Annotated in this window: 18 protein-coding genes; 4 read left to right on the top strand and 14 right to left on the bottom strand. The window is 73.1% G+C overall.

Features of this window, described 5'->3' with window-relative positions; all coding sequences use genetic code 11:
- Nucleotides 1–127 precede the first annotated feature (127 nt).
- A complete protein-coding gene (locus ACWGKU_RS16605) occupies nucleotides 128–457 on the top strand; it encodes a MoaF-related domain-containing protein (RefSeq protein ID WP_359898547.1) in 330 nt (109 codons plus the stop codon).
- Between the two features lie 145 nt (nucleotides 458–602).
- On the opposite strand, the gene ACWGKU_RS16600 is transcribed toward ACWGKU_RS16605, so the two are convergent.
- Nucleotides 603–1,745 (bottom strand): alpha/beta hydrolase, encoded by a 1,143-nt coding sequence (locus ACWGKU_RS16600; protein WP_452177451.1) that lies wholly within the window; start codon nucleotides 1,743–1,745, stop codon nucleotides 603–605.
- Nucleotides 1,746–2,011: 266 nt separating this feature from the next.
- A complete protein-coding gene (locus tag ACWGKU_RS16595) occupies nucleotides 2,012–2,632 on the bottom strand; it encodes a TetR family transcriptional regulator (protein WP_452177450.1) in 621 nt (206 codons plus the stop codon).
- 137 nt (nucleotides 2,633–2,769) lie between these two features.
- On the opposite strand from ACWGKU_RS16595, the gene ACWGKU_RS16590 reads away from it, so the two are divergent.
- Nucleotides 2,770–3,534, top strand: coding sequence for an SDR family NAD(P)-dependent oxidoreductase (locus ACWGKU_RS16590; protein ID WP_452177449.1), 765 nt, complete (start codon nucleotides 2,770–2,772; stop codon nucleotides 3,532–3,534).
- Nucleotides 3,535–3,718: 184 nt separating this feature from the next.
- Here the strand turns inward: ACWGKU_RS16590 and ACWGKU_RS16585 are convergent, their stop codons facing one another.
- The 6 genes from ACWGKU_RS16585 to ACWGKU_RS16560 all read right to left on the bottom strand — a co-directional run bounded on the left by ACWGKU_RS16585 (nucleotide 3,719) and on the right by ACWGKU_RS16560 (nucleotide 8,459).
- A complete protein-coding gene (locus ACWGKU_RS16585) occupies nucleotides 3,719–4,210 on the bottom strand; it encodes a GNAT family N-acetyltransferase (protein WP_452177448.1) in 492 nt (163 codons plus the stop codon).
- Between the two features lie 99 nt (nucleotides 4,211–4,309).
- Nucleotides 4,310–5,263, bottom strand: coding sequence for a phosphotriesterase family protein (locus ACWGKU_RS16580; RefSeq protein WP_452177447.1), 954 nt, complete (start codon nucleotides 5,261–5,263; stop codon nucleotides 4,310–4,312).
- A complete protein-coding gene (locus ACWGKU_RS16575) occupies nucleotides 5,260–5,763 on the bottom strand; it encodes a carboxymuconolactone decarboxylase family protein (protein WP_452177446.1) in 504 nt (167 codons plus the stop codon). Before ACWGKU_RS16575 ends, ACWGKU_RS16580 begins: the two co-directional genes overlap by 4 nt.
- A 17-nt stretch (nucleotides 5,764–5,780) precedes the next feature.
- Nucleotides 5,781–6,419 carry a DUF4865 family protein gene (locus tag ACWGKU_RS16570; protein ID WP_452177445.1) on the bottom strand — a complete coding sequence of 213 codons (639 nt, stop codon included), beginning with the start codon at nucleotides 6,417–6,419 and terminating at the stop codon, nucleotides 5,781–5,783.
- Between the two features lie 67 nt (nucleotides 6,420–6,486).
- Nucleotides 6,487–7,053: a TetR/AcrR family transcriptional regulator gene (locus tag ACWGKU_RS16565; protein WP_452177444.1), complete on the bottom strand. Its 567-nt coding sequence runs from the start codon at nucleotides 7,051–7,053 to the stop codon at nucleotides 6,487–6,489.
- 386 nt (nucleotides 7,054–7,439) lie between these two features.
- Complete coding sequence (locus ACWGKU_RS16560) at nucleotides 7,440–8,459, bottom strand: LLM class flavin-dependent oxidoreductase (RefSeq protein ID WP_359898555.1); 1,020 nt, start codon at nucleotides 8,457–8,459, stop codon at nucleotides 7,440–7,442.
- 557 nt (nucleotides 8,460–9,016) lie between these two features.
- Here ACWGKU_RS16560 and ACWGKU_RS16555 point away from each other — a divergent pair.
- Nucleotides 9,017–10,009 (top strand): aldo/keto reductase, encoded by a 993-nt coding sequence (locus ACWGKU_RS16555; RefSeq protein ID WP_401053982.1) that lies wholly within the window; start codon nucleotides 9,017–9,019, stop codon nucleotides 10,007–10,009.
- Between the two features lie 166 nt (nucleotides 10,010–10,175).
- Here ACWGKU_RS16555 and ACWGKU_RS16550 read toward each other — a convergent pair whose 3' ends face one another.
- From ACWGKU_RS16550 to ACWGKU_RS16525, 6 genes are all read right to left on the bottom strand, one after another.
- Nucleotides 10,176–11,264: an LLM class flavin-dependent oxidoreductase gene (locus ACWGKU_RS16550; RefSeq protein ID WP_452177443.1), complete on the bottom strand. Its 1,089-nt coding sequence runs from the start codon at nucleotides 11,262–11,264 to the stop codon at nucleotides 10,176–10,178.
- A 3-nt stretch (nucleotides 11,265–11,267) separates the two neighbouring features.
- Nucleotides 11,268–12,173: an ABC transporter substrate-binding protein gene (locus ACWGKU_RS16545; protein ID WP_452177442.1), complete on the bottom strand. Its 906-nt coding sequence runs from the start codon at nucleotides 12,171–12,173 to the stop codon at nucleotides 11,268–11,270.
- Between the two features lie 147 nt (nucleotides 12,174–12,320).
- Nucleotides 12,321–13,142, bottom strand: a complete 822-nt coding sequence (locus ACWGKU_RS16540; protein WP_452177441.1) for an ABC transporter ATP-binding protein — start codon at nucleotides 13,140–13,142, stop codon at nucleotides 12,321–12,323.
- Nucleotides 13,139–14,005, bottom strand: a complete 867-nt coding sequence (locus ACWGKU_RS16535; protein ID WP_401050375.1) for an ABC transporter permease — start codon at nucleotides 14,003–14,005, stop codon at nucleotides 13,139–13,141. Before ACWGKU_RS16535 ends, ACWGKU_RS16540 begins: the two co-directional genes overlap by 4 nt.
- On the bottom strand, nucleotides 14,002–15,030 hold the full coding sequence (locus ACWGKU_RS16530) for an ABC transporter substrate-binding protein (protein ID WP_401050378.1): 1,029 nt from the start codon (nucleotides 15,028–15,030) through the stop codon (nucleotides 14,002–14,004). Before ACWGKU_RS16530 ends, ACWGKU_RS16535 begins: the two co-directional genes overlap by 4 nt.
- Nucleotides 15,031–15,100: 70 nt before the next feature.
- Nucleotides 15,101–16,174: an ABC transporter substrate-binding protein gene (locus tag ACWGKU_RS16525; RefSeq protein ID WP_452177440.1), complete on the bottom strand. Its 1,074-nt coding sequence runs from the start codon at nucleotides 16,172–16,174 to the stop codon at nucleotides 15,101–15,103.
- Nucleotides 16,175–16,620: 446 nt separating this feature from the next.
- Between ACWGKU_RS16525 and ACWGKU_RS16520 the strand changes: the two genes are divergently transcribed.
- Nucleotides 16,621–17,403, top strand: coding sequence for an IclR family transcriptional regulator (locus ACWGKU_RS16520; RefSeq protein WP_359898563.1), 783 nt, complete (start codon nucleotides 16,621–16,623; stop codon nucleotides 17,401–17,403).
- Nucleotides 17,404–17,523: the final 120 nt, after the last annotated feature.

The raw sequence follows: 17,523 nt of genomic DNA, 5'->3' as shown, positions 1-17,523 counted from the left end.
GGCGAGTGCCTGACCGAGTGCGCCCGGTCGGATAAATTGGAAGCCTGACATCATCCGCCGTGCACAAGAGCGGCGAGCCCGACCGGACGCTCGCCACGACCTGACAGAGACGAGGACCCGCCCCACCATGACCGCGCCCCTGCCCGCCTTCGCCGGCCGCACCTACCTCTTCCGGGTCGACAACGGCGCGGCCTTCCGCAACACCTACTCGGCCGACGGCACGCGGCTGCGCTGGGAGGGCCTCGGCGAGTCCGCGGGCCAGTGGGAGGACGTGCGACTGCACGTCGCCGAGGTCGCGCCGGAGATCTACTTCATCAGCTGGACGGAGCAGAGCGGGATCACCGTCAGCCACGTGATGGACCTCGGCAAGCTGACCGTGCGGGCCTTCTGGACCTTCGAGGGCGAGGGCGGCCGGGTCGGCCAGCTGCACACCGGGACGCTGGAGCGGGTGGCCTGAGCGGCCGGACCGCCGGGCGGGAGCCGTACGGTTCCTGAACGGCCCGCCCGACCTTAACAACCTGGCCGACCTGGCCGACCTACCCCCCGGGGCCGCGGCTCCGGGGGTTCGGTCGTTCAGATCGGCCAGGTGCGGCCGGGTCGGTTCATACAGTCTGGTTCGGCACCTTGAGGTGCTGGGACAGCCACTCCAGCGAGGAGGGCAGCAGGGCGCTCCAGGTCTCGAAGTTGTGGCCGCCGTTCTCCAGCATGCTGTACGAGACGTTCATCGGGCTCTGCACCGCGTCGACGAAGGCCTCGGTCTCCTGCCGGTAGCTGCCGTCGCCCTTCTTGGTGCCGGCCAGCAGCACGGACACCTTCGGCTGCGGCAGGTTCTTCAGCCGCCACATCAGGTTGGCCTCGTCGCGGCGCTGCTTGCTGCCGCCGAAGAGGTCGCCCGTGGTGGGGTCGTCGGCCGCGTCGTAGTAGGCGGAGAGGGCGACGGCGGTCGGAAAGACGTCCGGGTGACGCATGGCCAGCTTGAGCGCGCAGTAGCCGCCGGTCGAGTTGCCCATGAAGGCCCAGGCCCGCGGGTCGGAGGAGACCCGGTAGCTGGCCTGGATCGCCGAGGGCACGTCCTTGGTGAAGTAGGTGTCGGACTGCGGGCCGTTCGGGACGTCCTCGCACTCGGTGTCCTGGGGCAGCGCGGGCGAGGGGCGCACCAGGACCATGACGGTCGGCTGCATCCGCCCTTCCTGCAGCAGCTTGAGCGCCGCACCCGGGTAGTTGAAGCGGGTGATCAGATTCTCGGCGATTCCTGGGAATCCGGTGCTGACGATCACGGCCGGGAACTGCTTCTGGGCGTACTCCGGCTGGAAGTACTGCGGCGGCAGGTAGACGTAGCCCTCGGTGGACAGCCGGCTGACCGCGCCGTCGATCCTGATCCTGCGGATCTCGCCGGACTGGCCGGGCTCGCGGCCCATCGCGCCGCCGCCCTTGACCGCGGCCTGGCCCATCGTCTCCACCATCAGCCGGCCGGAGGCGTCCGCCTTGTTGTGGATGACCACCGGGCCGGTGTCGCCGATGCCCAGCAGGTCGTCCCAACTGCTGTAGAAGGCGAAGTAGTTGTTGGCGACCAGGCCGAGCGCGGCGAGCACCGTGAGCTGGGTGGCGAGCAGTGCGCCGATCCGGCCGAGCACTGCCTGCCAGGTCTTCTTCGCGAGTCTGGGCCACAGCCAGACCGTGCCGACCATCATCACGACCGCGATCAGTGCGGTCAGCGCCAGCACCTTGTGGCTCGTCAGACCCATGTCCTGCTTGCTCCCACGCCTCGAACTCCAGTCCCCTCCGCTGGGGACATCCGAGGAGGTCACCCCGGTTCCCCCCTGCCGGGGCGCGAGGACCAACCCTAACGCCAGCTGGGAGAAAGCCGACCGCGGCTGGGAGGTTACGGGGAGCCGGGCGGACGGATGACAACTTTCAGATAACAGATTTCGAAAGTTGTCATCTGAAATCTGTCGGCTGTCGGCTGTCCGCTGTCGGCCGTCACCGGCCGGTCGACGGCCGGGCCCCGGGCTCAGCCGACCCGCCCCCACAGCCGCAGCCCCTCCGTGAGCTCGCGCATGCAGCGAGCGCCGAGGTCCTGCGGGGAACCCGGACCGGCGAGGGGCGCCTCGGAAGCGGCCCACTGCTCCAGGGCCACCCGGATCGCCGCGGTCGCGGCAGCGGCCGCCAGCCGGATCTCCAGCGGGTCGGTGCCGTCCGGGCAGCGCTCGGCGAGGGCGGCCCGCAGCCGCTCCTCCGAGTCGGCGTGGACGCGCTGCCAGGTGGCGTTCAGCTTCGGGTCGCGCAGCAGACCGCGGGCCCACTGCATCATCTCGACCCGCACCTCGTCGGCCGGGGTCAGCGACGCGACCGCAGCACGCTCCAGCGCCTCGCGCAGCGGCAGGTCAGCGGGGCTGGCCGTGAAGAGCTCCACCCACTCCTGCCCGCCCGCCGCGAGCAGCGGAGCGACGGCGTCCTCCTTGACCGAGAAGTACCGGTAGAACGTGCGCAGCGAGATGCCCGCGGCGAGGGCGATCTCCTCGGCGGTGGTCGCGTCCGCGCCCCGCTCGGCGAAGAGCGCGGCGGCGGTACGGGCGATCTCCAGCCGGGTGGCCTCACGGCGGCGCTGGGTCAGGGTCGGGCGTCCGGTCACGGGGTCAGCCTACGCGGGCGGATGCCAAGGCGGCACGTCACGACGAATCGGCACGAATGGACTTGTTGGCACAACGTGCCACATGGGCGTAACGTGCCTATTGAGGTCGAGAGAGCACGAACGAACGGAGTACCACCATGGAGCGCTTCAGCGGACGGAACGTCCTGATCACCGGCGGCGGCTCGGGCATCGGCCAGGCCACCGTGTACCGGATCCTCGCCGAGGGCGGAAAGATCGTCGCCGTCGACGTCAACGAGGACGGCCTGAAGAAGACCCTGGACCGCGCCACCGCCGAGGGAACCGCGGACCGCCTCACCGTCCAGGTGCTGGACATCGCGGACGAGGCGGCCGTCGTCGCGGGCGTGGCCGAGGCGATCGCCGGCCTGGGCGGCCTGGACGTGCTGGTCAACGCGGCCGGCATCCTCCGCTCCTCGCACACCCACGAGACCAGCCTGGAGTTCTGGAACAGGCTCCTCGCGGTGAACCTGACCGGCACCTTCCTGATGACCCGCGAGGCGCTCCCCGCGCTGCTCGCCGGCGGCAAGGGCGTGGTGGTCAACTTCAGCTCCACCTCCGCGAGCTTCGCCCACCCCTACATGGCCGCGTACGCCGCGACCAAGGGCGGCATCCAGTCCTTCACCCACGCCATCGCCTCGGAGTACTCGAAGCAGGGCCTGCGCGCGGTCTGCGTCGCACCGGGCAGCATCGACAGCGGCATGACCCACAACCCGGGCCTGCCCGCCGACGCCGACCTCAGCCTGCTGGCCAAGCTCTCCCCCGCGCTCGGCCAGGGCTTCGCCGGCCCGGAGACGGTGGCCGGCGTGATCGCCATGCTCGCCTCCGACGACGGCGCCTTCGTCACCGGCACCGAGCTCCGCATCGACGGCGGCACCCACATGTGACGCCGGTCGACCCGCCGACCCGCCAGACCACTCGACCGATTGACCGCTCGACCTCGGGAAGGCGGGGCCTGTGCCGTCCCCCGTGCGGCACAGGCCCCGCCTTCCCGTGGTCCCCAGGCCGTCCCGTCGCTCTCGGAAGGCCGGGCCGGCCGCGGCCCCGGTACCGAGCCGGGTGCGGCGGCGGTCACCGCAGGGGCTTCGCCAGGAGGAGTTCGCGGCCGACCCCGTCGGCGAGCAGGTCCCCGGGTTCCGCGAGTGGGGTGAAGCCGTGGCGGCGGTAGAGGGCGAACGCCGCCCCGTTGCCGGGGAGCACGGCGAGGCGCAGCGTGGTGCCGCCGGTGGCCCGGGCCCAGCGTTCGACCTCCTCGACGAGACGGTCCGCGACGCCCCGGCCGCGCGCCCGCGGGGCGACCCAGAGCGAGCGCAACTCCCGCACGCCGTCCGGTGATCCGGGCAGTCCGCCGACCAGGCCGACCGGGTCGTCGTCCAGGTGGGCCGCGACGTGGAGGGCGTCCGGGAGACGGAGCCGGTCGCGCCAGCGGTCCTCACCGCCCTGGTCCCAGTCGGCCAGGCCGGCCTTGAAGGCGTCCGGCGCGCCGGTCAGGGCGGCGAGACGGAGGTCCCGCCAGAGCGGCCAGTCGGCGGTCGTGAGGGTTCGGAGCGTCAGCATCACCATGCCCGGCACCGTAGAAGACCCGCCCGGCGGCCGTCTGCCGAATGCCCGCTCCGGCAGCCGCAGCCGCGGCCGATGGGACCCGCAGGCGACGAGCCCCGCCTACGGTGTGCGCCAGTCGGCGGCGAAGGCGGCGGCCGGGTTGGTGACGAGGAGCAGCTCGGGCAGTTCCGGGCCGTAGCTGCGGGCGAGGCGCGGGGCGAGGTCGGCGAGCAGACCGACCGGGCCGGCGGCCGCGCGTGCGCTCCGGGTGGTGGTGTCGGCGCCGAGCAGCAGTTGGTCGGCGTGGCCCGCCTCGACCAGGTCGGCGATCACGTCGAAGGCCTGGTGGTCGCCGGACCGGCCGGACCGGGAGGGGCTGTCCAGGGCGAGCCGGACCCCCTCGGCGGCCAGGGCACGGTGCAGCGCGCGGTCGGGGAGCCGGGTGAGGTGGCCGAGGACGATCCGGTCGGGCCGGACCCCGTGCCGGTCGTGCAGCAGGTGCAGGACCCGGAGCGGAGCGCCGTCGGCTTCGAGGTGGACGGCGATCGGGGCACCGGTGGCGTGGTGGGCCTCGGCCGCCGCGGCCATCGTCCACCGGGTGTGCCGGCTCACGGGCCCCGGATCGCCCGCGACCTTGATCAGTCCGGCCCGGACGCCCTCGGGCGCGCCGGGCAGACCGGTGGTGAGTTCGGCGACGAAGCGTTCCGCGAGGTCGGCGTACGCGCCGGGGCGCTCGGCCGGGTCGCCGTCGACGTCCGGGAAGAAGCCCGGCGCGTAGTGGACCGCCTGGTGCGCGCCGGTGGCGGCGACGACGTGGACGCCGGTGGCGAGGGAGAGCGCGGCGAGGGAGTCCGCGCCCCGGCCCAGGCCGAGCGGGGTCCACTGGACGAGGGCACGGCCACCGGCGGCGGCGTAGGCCCGCAGGACGTCCTCGGCGGCGGCCGGATCGTCCAGCTCCTGGCCGGGGAGCAGCGGGCTGCGGATGAAGAGGTGGTCGTGGGAGTCGGTGACCCCGAGGTCGGCGGGGTCCAGGTCGCCGAGGACGGTGCGGACGGTGCGGACGGTGCGGCTCATGCGTCGGCCTCCGGGGTGGTGCTCCCGGCGACGGTCTCCACCGCGGCCTCGGGGCCAGTTCCGGTCCCGGCCTTGGCCTCGGCCCTGGCCGCGGCGTCCGCGAAGGCGGCGGTGGCGACGCGCAGGCCGGCCAGCGCCTTGGGGAGACCGACGTACGGCGCGAGGTGGACGATGACCTCGGTGATCTCCGCCTCCGTCAGGCCGATCCGTCGGCTGTAGCGGACGTGGTCGGCCAGCTGCGGCTCGACGCCGCCGAGTGCGGTGAGCGCGGCCAGGTTCGCGATCTGGCGGTCGCGCAGGGCGAGTCCGGGACGCTGGTAGGTACCGCCGAAGAGGCTGGTGACGATCCAGTCGGGGAAGCCGGGGGCGAGGGCGTCCAGGCCCCCGAGCGTGGTGGCGGCGCCGGGACCCGCGAGTTCGGCGAGCAGGGCGTAACCGGCCGTGCGGTCGGTCGGGGCCGGGGTGAGGTCGGTGCCGATGGGAACGGTCGCGGGGGACATCGGGGCGGTGGGTCCTTTCACCAGTGGCGGCCGGCCGGCAGCCGGTCGAGTTCGGGGCGGGACAGGTGCAGCACCTGGTAACGGACGCCGGGCTCGTCCTCGGGGGCCGGGCCGTGCCAGAGGGCGAAGCGGAGCAGCTCCCAGCGGCTCGGGTCGACGGCCACGGCAGCGGAGTGCAGGGCCGGGTGCGTGGGCAGGTCGGCGAGCGCCCGCTCGACGGCCTCGGCCGGGTCGGCGGATTCCGGCAGCCGTACGGTCTCGCGGGTGGCGGTGGTCGGCGGCGCGGCCGCCTCCTCCGTTGGCGACGCCGCCTCCGAGGCCGAGGCCGATGTCGAGGCCGCCGAGGTTCCTGACGCGCCGCGGGTCAGGCCCGCGCCCAGCCAGTGCCGGACGGCGGGGCGGCCGAAGTCGGCGCTCAGGCCGCGGAATCCCGGCCCCCAGAGGAAACCGTTCATGCCCTCGACGGTGCGCCAGAGGTAGAACGGCGCGTACTGGTTGACGGGCGAGCCCTGTCGGCCGCGCTCGCGGACCAGATAGGCCTTGAGGCCGAGGCCCCTGTGCGCGTCGAGCAGGTGGCCCTTGTCGGCGACGCGCTTGCGGATGGCGCCCATGTCGTAGTCGGCGGGCAGGGTGATCTCGTACTGCATCGCGTGCACGGCTGGGCTCCTCGGGTTCGACGGGTCCGGCAGGCAGGCGGGCTGCCGGCCGGGCGGGCTTGGCGGGTCAGGCCGTGCGGTGTGCCGCGAGCAGGCCGAGGGCGCCACGAACGGCCCGGTCGAACGGCTCGGCGCTGTCGGCGGCACGGGCCAGGACGTAGCCGCCCTGGACGACGGCGACCACGGCGGCGGCGGTGTCGGCCGGGTCGAGGCCGGGGGCGAACTCGCCGTCCGCCTGGCCGTCGGCGATCAGTCCGGCGATCCGGCCGCGCAGCCAGTCGAAGGTCTCCTCGACGGGCGCGCGCAGGAGCGGGTCGGCGACCACGTCCGGGTCCTGGGCCATCCGGCCGATCCGGCAGCCGCGCAGGACGTCACGGTCGCGCTGCAGGTAGGCGGCGATCCGGTCGTAGGCGCTGCCGGGGGCGGCGAGGTCGGCCTCGGCGACGCCGCGCATCTGCTCGGCGCTGCGGCGCAGGGCGACGGCCGCGAGGTCGGGCTTGCCGGCGAAGTGGTGGTACATGCTGCCCTGGCCGACCCCGGAGCGCTGCTGGATGGCCTTGGGGCTGGTTCCGACGTAGCCGCGCTCCCAGAGGAGGGCCTGGGTGCTCTCGATGAGGCGGTCCTGGGTGCTCATGCGGACCACTGTACATACCAGTAGGTACAGAAGGCCAGTGCTGACTCCGACCGACCTGACCCGACTCGGGCTCGCGCTCAGGGCTCCGGTGCCGGTGCCGACTCTGGCCCTGGCCCTGGCCCTGGCCCTGGCTCTGGGTGCCCGGGCGGCTCCCCGGGACCCCCGCCGGGCGGAACGATTGAGGGCCGTGCGCCGCCCCCCGGCGGCCACGGCCCCTCGACCGTTCGTCATCCCCCGCCCCGCCGAACGGCATTCCGGCGCACCTGGTGGCGCGCGTCACGTCACGCACGGTTGCCGGCGTCACGCCGCGTAGGGGGTGCACGGCGCATTGCGCGGGCGGGCGGGGGATCCGGGCTGCCGTGGCAGCGCGCGGCGGGCGTGGACCGCTACGGCAGCGCCCGACGGATCTCCGGCGCCACCGCGCTCGCGAACAGCTCCAACTGCTCGCGCTGCGCCCCCTCGGTGAGGGCGTCGACCCCGATGCCGACCACCTCGTTGCCGAAGGCCTCGTGGTAGCGGTGGATCTTCTCGATCACCTGCTGCGGACTGCCGACCAGCGCCGAGCCGCGCTCCAGCGCGTCCTCCAGCGAGGTGAACGGCGAGTTGTTGTGCCGGCCCGCGGCCGAGTCGAACAGTGCGTTCCAGTACGGGCGGAAGCCCTCGACGGCGTCCTGTGAGCGCTCGGCGACGAACAGTCCGCCGAAGCTCGCGCCCACCCGGGCCCGCGCCGGGTCGTGCCCGTAGTGCTCCCAGCGCTCGCGGTAGTGCTCGACCAGCGTCCGGTACTTCTCCAGCGGATGGAAGGAGTTGGCGGAGAAGAGCGGGTCGCCGTGGCGGGCCGCGAGGTCGGTGGACCGCGTGCTGGTCGCGCTGCCGTGCCACACCGGGATCGGGTCCTGGAGCGGGCGCGGCCAGACCGTGACGTCCGTGAGCGGCGGGCGGGTCGAGCCCTCCCAGGTCACCTTCTCCTCGCGCCAGAGCCTGCGCAGCAGGCCGTAGTTCTCCGCGAGCGCCTCCCACTGGCGCTCCTCGGGGAGGCCGAACAGACCGAAGTGGCGCGGGTCGTTGCCCTTGCCGACGATCAACTCCAGTCGACCCCCGGAGAGTTGGTCGAGCATCGCGTAGTCCTCGGCGACCCGGACCGGGTCGAGGACGCTGAGCACCGTCACCGTGGTGAACAGCCGGATGGTGGAGGTGCGGGCAGCGATGGCGCTCAGCAGCAGGGGCGGCGCCGGGGAGAGGAACGGCTCACCGTGCCGCTCCCCCACGCCGTAGCCGTCGTAGCCGAGCTGCTCGGCGAGGACGGCCTGGTCGATGACGTTGTGCAGCTTCTGCTGCGGGGTGCGCCGGACACCGGTGACCGGGTCGGGGGCGTTGGCGACGAGGGACGAGACGGTGAACCGCACGGCGGTCTCCTTGGGCGCTCGGGACGGGCTCGGGGTCGGGCTCGGGCCGGACCAGGGTCGGGCCGGGGTCGGGTTCGGGCCGGACCAGGGTCGGGCCGGGGTCGGGTTCGGGCCGGACCAGGGTCGGGCCGGGGCCATGGCCGGGTACAGGACCGGGCCCCGGGCCGGGTACGGGCTGAGCATGGGAACGAGCTGAGCAGGACCGGGACGGGACCGGCGGGCCGGAGCGTCCCGGGATTCGGTGAGCCGCACGGAGAGCGGAGCGCGGGGAGCCGGTGCGCGGTCCGGCGCTGCGCTCCTACGGGCGGCACCGGCGGAACGGCCGACGGGGCGGGCGGTGGGCCGCTCGGGCGGCGGGGCTCGCGGGTGGCGTCAGCGGTCGGTGCTGCGGCGGTGGCGACAACAACAGCGGGCTGCGGCGGCGGCCACGGCCACGGTCCGGACTGCCATCTCGCCTCCCCCTCGCCTCGCACGCACGCGATCCTCCGCGAGCATAGGCACCGGCCCGGAACGGGGCAAGGCTTGATCCGCCGCGACGGACTGGCAGGATGTCCGGCATGAGCTACCTCGCCGCGGATGACCGCTATGACTCGATGACCTATCGGAAGGCCGGCCGCAGCGGCGTCCAGCTGCCCGCCGTCTCGCTGGGGCTCTGGCACAACTTCGGTGACGCCCAGCCGCTGGACGTGCAGCGGGCGGTGCTGCGCCGGGCCTTCGACCGGGGCGTCACGCACTTCGACCTGGCGAACAACTACGGCCCGCCGTACGGCAGCGCCGAGCGCAACTTCGGCTACCTGTTCGCCCAGGACTTCCGGCCGTACCGGGACGAGCTGTTCATCGCCACCAAGGCCGGCTGGGACATGTGGCCCGGCCCGTACGGCAACGGCGGCAGCCGCAAGTACCTGCTGGCCAGCCTCGACCAGTCACTGGACCGGATGGGGCTGGACTACGTCGACGTCTTCTACTCGCACCGGTACGACCCGGACACCCCGATCGACGAGACGATGGGCGCGCTCGACAGCGCGGTGCGCTCGGGCAGGGCGCTGTACGCGGCGATCTCCAACTACCCGGCGGAACAGCACCGGGAGGCGGTGGCGATCCTGCGCGAGCTGGGGACGCCGGTGCTGATGAACCAGTCGGCGTACTCGATCCTCAACCGGCACGTGGAGGACGGCGGCGTGCTGGACGCGGTGGGCGACACCCAGAGCAGCCTCATCGCCTACTCGCCGCTGGCCCAGGGACTGCTGACCGACCGCTACCTGTCCGGGGCGGTTCCGGCGGGCTCGCGGATGTCGGTCGGGAAGTTCCTCACCGAGGAGGCGCTGACCGAACGGAAGCTGGAGCAGCTGCGGGCGCTGGCCGCCGTCGCCGAGCGGCGCGGGCAGACGCTGGCGCAGCTGGCGCTGTGCTGGGTGCTGCGGGACCCGCGGGTGGTCTCGGTGATCATCGGTGCGAGCAGCGTCGCCCAGCTGGACCAGAACCTCGACGCACTGGCGGGCGGGCCGCTGACGGCCGAGGAGCTGGCGGAGATCGACCGGCTGAGCCGCTGAGCGGGGCGGAGGCGCCGACCGGAGGCCGAGGATGATCGCTGCGGCTGATGGCTACGGCTACGGCTACGGCTGACAGCTGACGATCGACGGATGACAGCTGACAGATTTCGAAATCTGTCAGCTGTCATCCGTTATCCGCTATCCGTCACTTGCCAGCTGTCACCAGTCAGCTACCGGTGTGCGGCCGCTTGATGCCCAGAGCGGGCAGAACCGTTTCTGCAACCCGATGGGCCTCCTCCAGCAGCGGGTTGCCCGAGAGGATGAAGGTGTCGACACCCAGCGCCTCGAACTCTTGCAGGCGCTCGATCACCTGGGCCGTCGAGCCGACCACCGCCGTACCGGGCCCGGGGCGGAACAGGCTCATTCCCGGCCAGAGGTTGGGGTAGACCTCCAGCTCCCGGGCCCGCGCCGGCACCTTCCCGCCGTGCTGGCGGAACTGCCGCTGCCAGCCGACCCCGTCCTCCGCCGTCGCGCCACCCAGCTGGCGCGCGTAGGTGGCCTCACCGGTGACGTCCAGCAGCCGGTCGGCGGCGGCCCAGGCCTCGTCCTCGGTGTCGCGGACGATCAGGTGCAGCCGCAGCCCGATCCGCACCGACCGGCCGTGGGCGGCGGCCCGCTCGCGGACCAGGTCCAGCTTCTCCTTGAGCAGGTGCGGCGGCTCTCCCCAGGTCAGGTAGACGTCCACGTGTTCGGCGGCCATCTCGATGCCGGCCGCCGAGCTGCCGCCGAACCAGAGCGGGATGCCGCCGGGCTGTACCGGGGTCAGCTCGCGCAGGCTCGCGCCCGCGTTCTTCAGCTCGTAGAACTCGCCCTTGTGGTCGAAGACTTCACCCGTCGTGAGGCGCTTGACGATCGACCAGTACTCGCCGCTGAGCCGGTAGCGGTCGTCGTGCTCGACGTCCAGGCCGTACTCGCGCAGCTGCGCGGTCGAGCCGTTCACCACGTTGAAGCGCAGCCGGCCGCCGTGCAGGTGGTCGAAGCTGAGTGCCATCTTGGCCAGCAGGGTGGGTGAGACCAGCCCCGGGTGGACGGCCAGCAGCGGCTTGAAGGCCGGGGTGGTGGCGGCCGCGAGCGCGCTGCCGAGCGTCCAGACGTCGTACAGGTCGGTCGCGAGCAGCGCGCCGGTGTAGCCCAGTCGCTCGACGCTGCCCGCCAGTTGCTGGAGGTAGCGGAGGTCCACCGGACGGCGGCCGGCCGGCTCCCAGGGGTAGTGCCCCTCGCGCGGAATGATGTACCAGAGGACTTCGGAGGCCACGGGTCAGACCGCCTTCGCGAGCGCGGCGGCCACCGGGGCCTCCAGGGCGGGGAGGTGGGCGTCGGCGACGGTCAGTGCCCGGTCGATGAAGCCCGCACCGTGGAAGATGTCCGCGGCCTCCTGCTGTTCGGCGACGAACCCGGCGGTGGCGGGCTCCAACCGCCAGGGCAGCGCGACCAGCGCGGACTGCCAGTCGGCGGCCGTGCCGCCCAGTTCCTCGGCGGCGATCGCGGCGGCCTCGGCCGGATTGGCGGCCGCCCAGGCGTCCGCCCGGCGCAGCGCGGTCGCGATCGCGGCGACCACCTCGGGGCGGCTGGTCGCGAAGTCCCGGCGGGTGAAGAACACCGAACGGTCGGTGATGACGTCACCGGTGCGGATCAGCTCGCGGAACTCCCCGGTGCGGCGGGCGGCGGCGAGTTCGGCGCCCTGGGCGATCCAGCCGGCGATCTCGCCGTCGCGCAGCCGCCGGGCCTGGTCCTGGCCGGCCGCCGGGCGCTCCGGGGTGACGTCGTCGCCGTACGAAAGTCCCTGCGCGTGCAGGGCCTTGGCGAGCAGGTGGGTCTGCCAGGAGCCGACGGCGAGGACGACGGCGGCACCCTTGAGGTCCGCGACCGTCCGCACCGGGCCGGAGTCCAGCACCAGGAGGGCGCCGTGGTCGGGGCGGGGTGCGGAGACGGCCGCGTAGACCAGGTCGTGGCCGGCCGCCTGGGCGGTGATCGGCGGGGTGGAGCCGGTGCCGCCGAAGTCGATGACGCCCTCGGCGAGCAGCGCGCCGGTGCGGGTGCCGTCCGCGTAGTGGTGGAAGGCGCCGGTCTCGCCGTGCGGGGCCAGTTCCTCGTCCAGGTAGGGGAGTCGGGCGAGGTAGTAGAGCGACGGGTTGCTGGCGTGGACGCCGAGGGTGACGGTCATCTGGTCAACTCCGGTGGTGCGGGCTCGGTTGGTCGGAAGTCAGGGTGAATCGGGGGGAATCGGGAGGGTAGCGGGGGTTCTCGGGGAACCGCGGGGAACTTCGGGGAACTGCGGGGAATCGCGGTGGACCGTGGTGGATCGCGGGCGTCAGTGGACGCCGAGGTCGGCGAGCAGCCGTCGCCGCAGGTCGGCGAAGGCCGGATCGGCCGGGTCGCGCGGGCTCTCGACGGTGACGGCTTCGTCCCGGGCGAGCAGGCCGTCGCGCAGTACCACGACCCGGTCGGCGAGCCGCACGGCTTCGTCCACGTCGTGGGTGACCAGCAGTACCGCCGGGCGGTGGCGGCGCACCAGGTCGCCGACGAGGTCCTGCATGCGCAGCCGGGTGAGCGCGTCCAGGGCGGCGAACGGTTCGTCGAGCAGCAGGAGTTGCGGCTCCCGGACGAGCGCCCGGGCGAGTGCGACGCGCTGCGCCTCACCTCCCGACAGGGTGGCCGGCCAGGCCTCGGCGTGCCGCTCCAGGCCGACCTCGGCGAGCGCCTTCAGCCCGGTCTCCCGGGTCGCGGCGCCGCGCGGCAGGCCGACCGTGACGTTCGCCAGCACCCGCTTCGACGGCACCAGGCGGGGCTCCTGGAACACCACGGTTCGGACCGGCGGGACGAGCACGGTGCCCCCGTCCGCCTGGTCGAGCGCCCCGAGGATGCGCAGCAGCGTGGTCTTTCCGGTGCCGCTCGCACCCAGCAGGGCGACGAACTCCCCACGGGCGATGGAGAGGTCGACCCCGTCGAGCACCGCCCGGGTGCCGAACACCCGGCGCAGACCGCGCAGGTGGACGGCCGGGACCGTCTCCTCGGAGGCCGAGGAGGCCGAGGAGACCGAGGAGACCGAGGAGACCGAGGAGGCGGAGGAGACCGACGGAGAGGACGGCGTGGAGGACGAGGACGTGGCGGTGGTGAACGTGTCGGCGGTCATCGGGCCGCTCCCTGGACGACCTGGCGCCACGGCATCAGCACGCGCTCCAGGACCCGGACGACACCGTCCGCGGCGAGGCCGAGCAGCCCGTAGATCAGGATGCAGACGGCGAGGACGTCGGTGCGCGAGTAGTTCTGCGCCTGGGCCATCAAGTAGCCGATGCCTTCGGTGGAGTTGATCTCCTCGGCGGCGATCAGGGCGATCACGCTGAGCGTCATCGACAGGCGCAGTCCGGACAGCAGCGAGGGCAGGGCGCCGGGCAGCACGACCGTGCGCACGATCGCCCAGCGTCCGAGGCCGAAGCTGCGCATCGCCTCGACCAACTTGCGGTCGGTGCTGCGGACCCCACCCGAGGCGGACACGTACATCGGGAAGCTGGTGGCGACCCCGATCAGGGCGACCTTCGCGGTCTCGGTGATGCCGAACCACACCATGAACAGCGGGACGAGGGCCAGGAAGGGCACGGTGCGCAGGACCTGGATCGCGGAGTCGAGCAACTCCTCGCCGAGGCGGGTGAATCCGGTGACCACGCCGAGCACCAGTCCGGTGGTCGCGCCGAAGAACAGTCCGAGTCCGGCGCGGGTGAGGGAGACCGACAGGGCGTCGGTCAGCTGGCCGTTGCCCCACAACTCCCCCACCGCCTGCGCGACCTGGGCGGGCGAGGCGAGCACGTCCTGGGTGAGCGCGCCGGTGGCCGAGGCGAGTGCCCAGCCGCCGAGCAGGGCGAGCGGACCGATGGTGCGCAGGGTCACGGCGAGTGCCCGGGGGCGGGGCCGGTGCCGCCGGCTCTGCGGGGCGACCAGGCCGGAGTCCAGTGCGGCCCGGGTGTCTTCCGGCGTGAACGGCCGGGTTGCGGTGGTCACTTGGCACCGTCCCCGAGCTTGTTGATGTCGATCAGGTACGGCTTGACGTCCACCGGCTGCTTGGTGACCTTCTGGTCGGCGAAGAACTGGGCGACCGTCCCGAAGCGGGCGATGTCGGCGTCGGAGATGGCGTCGGCCGGGGTGCCCTGCTTGCCGACGTTCACCGCGACGTCCTTCTCGGCGGGGGTGACGGCGGTCGGGCCGGCGTCGGTGAACACGTTGAGGTAGCCGGCCGGGTCGGCCTTCTCCTTGGCGCCGTTCTCCCGCAGATAGGCGTAGAAGGCCTTCACCACCTCGGGGTGCTTGTCGGCGAAGCCGTTGCGTACCGCCCAGACCGCGTAGTTGTCGGAGCCCACCTCCTGGCCGTTGACCAGGAAGTGCGCACCGGCGTTGGCGATGGCGGGGGTCGAGAAGGTGTTCCAGGTCGCCCAGGCGTCCACCTGGCCGGAGTTGAAGACGCCGGAGGTCTGGTCGGCGCGCAGGTAGACCCGCTCCACCTTGTCGGCCGGGACGCCGTTCTTCGCCAGTGCCTTGAGCAGCAGGTACTCGCTGGTGCCGCCCTGGGAGACGGCGACCTTCCTGCCGACCAGGTCCTGGACGGACTTGACGGGCGAGTCGTTCTTCACCAGGATCCCCTCGCCGACGCCGTCGGGCGCGGTCTGGGCGAACAGCTTGAAGCCGGGCTTCTGGGCGAGCGCGGCGACGGCCGAGGTGATCGAGCCCTGGGCGATGTCCAGTTGGTCGGCGGAGAGGGCCTGGGCGGCGGGGGCGAAGGGGCCGGCGCTGCCGGTCCAGGCGACCTTGGCGTGGACCGCGGCCAGGGTGCGGTCCAGTGAACCGTCCTTCTTGCCGCGGGCCAGGAAGCCGTTGTTGCCGGGATCGGGCAGGCGGAGCACCACGTCGGCCTTGCCGCCGGCCCCGCCGTCGGCGGAGGCCTTGGCCCCGTCGGCGGAGGAGCCGCAGGCGGTGAGGGCGGCGGAGGCGAGCAGAACGGTGGCGGCGAGCGCGGGACGAGGGGTCTTCACGGGGGTCTCCAAGGGGTGACAGATGACAGCCGACAGCTGACAACTTTCGAAATCTGTTAGCTGAACGCTGTTACCTGAAGTCTGTGATCCGAACGCCGCCGGCACCGGAACCCGCGCCCGCCGCCTCACCCGCACGCCGCACCCGCAACAACTCGCGCGCTGCACGCAGCGGCTCCGGGTCGGCCCAGGCCTGGACGTCCACCGGCGCGGCAAGGAAGCCCTGCTCCCTGAGGAATCGTTCCTGCATCGCGAGTAGCTCCAGCCGCTCCGCCGACAGGTCGAGCCGCAGGGTTCGGTGGCTGCCCGGCGCATAGGCTCCGGCGACGCCCTCGGCACCGGCACCGGTCTCGGCCCGCAGGATCCGGACGACCTCCTCCGGACGCTCCGCCGCCCAGTCGGCGGCCTCCAGCAGCACGGCGAGGAACCGGGCCACCAGCTCGGGGTGTTCGTCCAGCAGCCGCTGGTGGACGGTGATCGGCCGGGGCGTGCCGTTGTTGACCCGGGCCCGGCGGTCCGGCGCCGCGTCCAGTTCCACGGCCACCTCCGCACCGACCCGGCGGGCCGCCTCGACGGCGAGCGCCCCCTTCACGTACACCGCGTCCACCGTGCCGTCCCGCAGCGCGGCCAGCTCGGCGGACCACTGCCCGCCGCCCTCGGAACCGGGGACGTCCACCAGCTCGGCGTCCGCCAGGGTGAGGCCCGCGAGCCCGAGGGCGCCCCGGAGGCCGGCCAGCGCCATCGCCCGCCAGAAGTCGATGCCGATGTCATGATGTGGCACCGCCAGTCGCAGTCCACGCAATTGCCCGGGTTTGGTGATGCCGCTGCCGGCCCGGACGAGTACCACCTGGCGCTCCTCGATCCAGGTGAGGCCGATCAGCCTGGTCGCCTCGCCGCACGAACGGGCCCACAGCGCGGGGACGTTTCCGCCCTCCCGGAACAGACCGGTCAGCGCGTGGGTGTAGTGGTGGTCCGCGGCCACCTCGGGCGGTGCGTCCTGCAGCGAGCGGACCGCGATGCCGTCGGTGGCGAACTCGCGGGCGAGCCAACCCTGATCGGCGGCGATCCCGGTCGCGGTGGGCACCGGGCAACGGGTGAACCAGAGGGTGTCGGGAAGCGAGGAGGCGTTCTGGGTACGACTGGACAACGGAGTTGGTCCTCTACGGGGGCTCCGACGACGGCCGGAGGAGCTCGGGATCGATGACCGCACGGAGGCCCATGAGGCCTGGTGCGCAAAGAAGTTGTGCGCCACGGTGCAGGACGGCAGGCGGTGCGGGAGGGTCGGGCGGCGCGGGAGGGGTCGTTCAGCGACAACACGCACGGGAGGGGAGACACCGGTGGGACGTCACGGCGCTTCTCCTTCCGTGGAAATCGGGACGGTCACCGCCGAGGCCGAGTGGCCGTTCGACGCGATGCGAGGAGCGTTCCACGGCAGACGAGCCCGAAGCAAGCTTTTGCCACATCGTGGGATCAGTTGTTCATCAATGCCATTCCATTGCAACGTCGTCGACACATTCCCGCAGCACTGGCTGCCCTACGCTGAGACCGCCTCCGGCCTTCCGTCCGGAGTTCCGAACCGAAACGCGAGGTGCCATGGCCGAGGCCGCCACCGCCGTCCAGAGTCCGCCGGCCGGTGCGCAGGCCGTCCAGCGCGCGCTCGGGCTGCTGCACTGCTTCCACGACAACGGCCCCGACCTGAGCGCCTCGGACCTCGCCCGCCGGATGGGCCTGTCGGTCTCCACGGCGCACCGGCTGGCCCGCACGCTGGTCAGCGCCGGATTCCTGGAGCAGGACGAACAGACCGCCCGCTACCGGCTCGGTCCTGCCGTCGCCGAACTCGGCCAACTCACCTTCCACCAGCGCGGGCTGCACCTGGCCGGGCCCGAGCTGGACCTGCTCTCCCGGCGCACCAAGGCGACCGCCGACCTGGCGATCCGCAGCGGCACCCACGCCGTGATCCTGGTCGGCGGTTCCGTCCGCCCGGACACCGGGCTGGGCCTGCGTCGGCCACTGCACTCCACAGCCCTCGGCAAGATCCTGCTGGCCTGGCCCCGCCCGGGCGAGACGGCGCCGGCGGCACTGGGACCGCTGCCCTCCTTCACGGACCGCACGATCACCGAACCAGCGCTCCTGGACGACGAGTTGGCGAAGGTTCGAGCGGCCGGGTACGCGCTCAACGACGGCGAGTCGGCCGCCGGGGTGCGGACGGTCGCCGTGCCCGTCCTCGACGGCGCCGGGCAGGCGCGGTTCGCCCTCGCGGTCCGCTCGACGCCCGCGCACCTCACCGACGATCGGCTGGACTGGTTCCTCGGTCACGCCCGCGGTTGCGCCGACGCGCTCGCCGTCCTGTTGCTGCCGCCGGATCAGCGTTCCTGACGGCCCATCGGGACACGACGAAGCGGCGGGCCGCCCGTCCACGTCCTGGGCGGGCGGGCCGCCCCCGGGGCCCCCCCGTGGGGGGCGACCCGCGGGGGGGCCCCCCCCCGGCCCCGACCC

The sequence above is a fragment of the Kitasatospora sp. NPDC054768 genome (assembly GCF_053612025.1).
The sequence above is the reverse complement of the archived record's forward strand: the minus strand, read 5'-3'. Positions and strand labels throughout refer to the sequence as shown.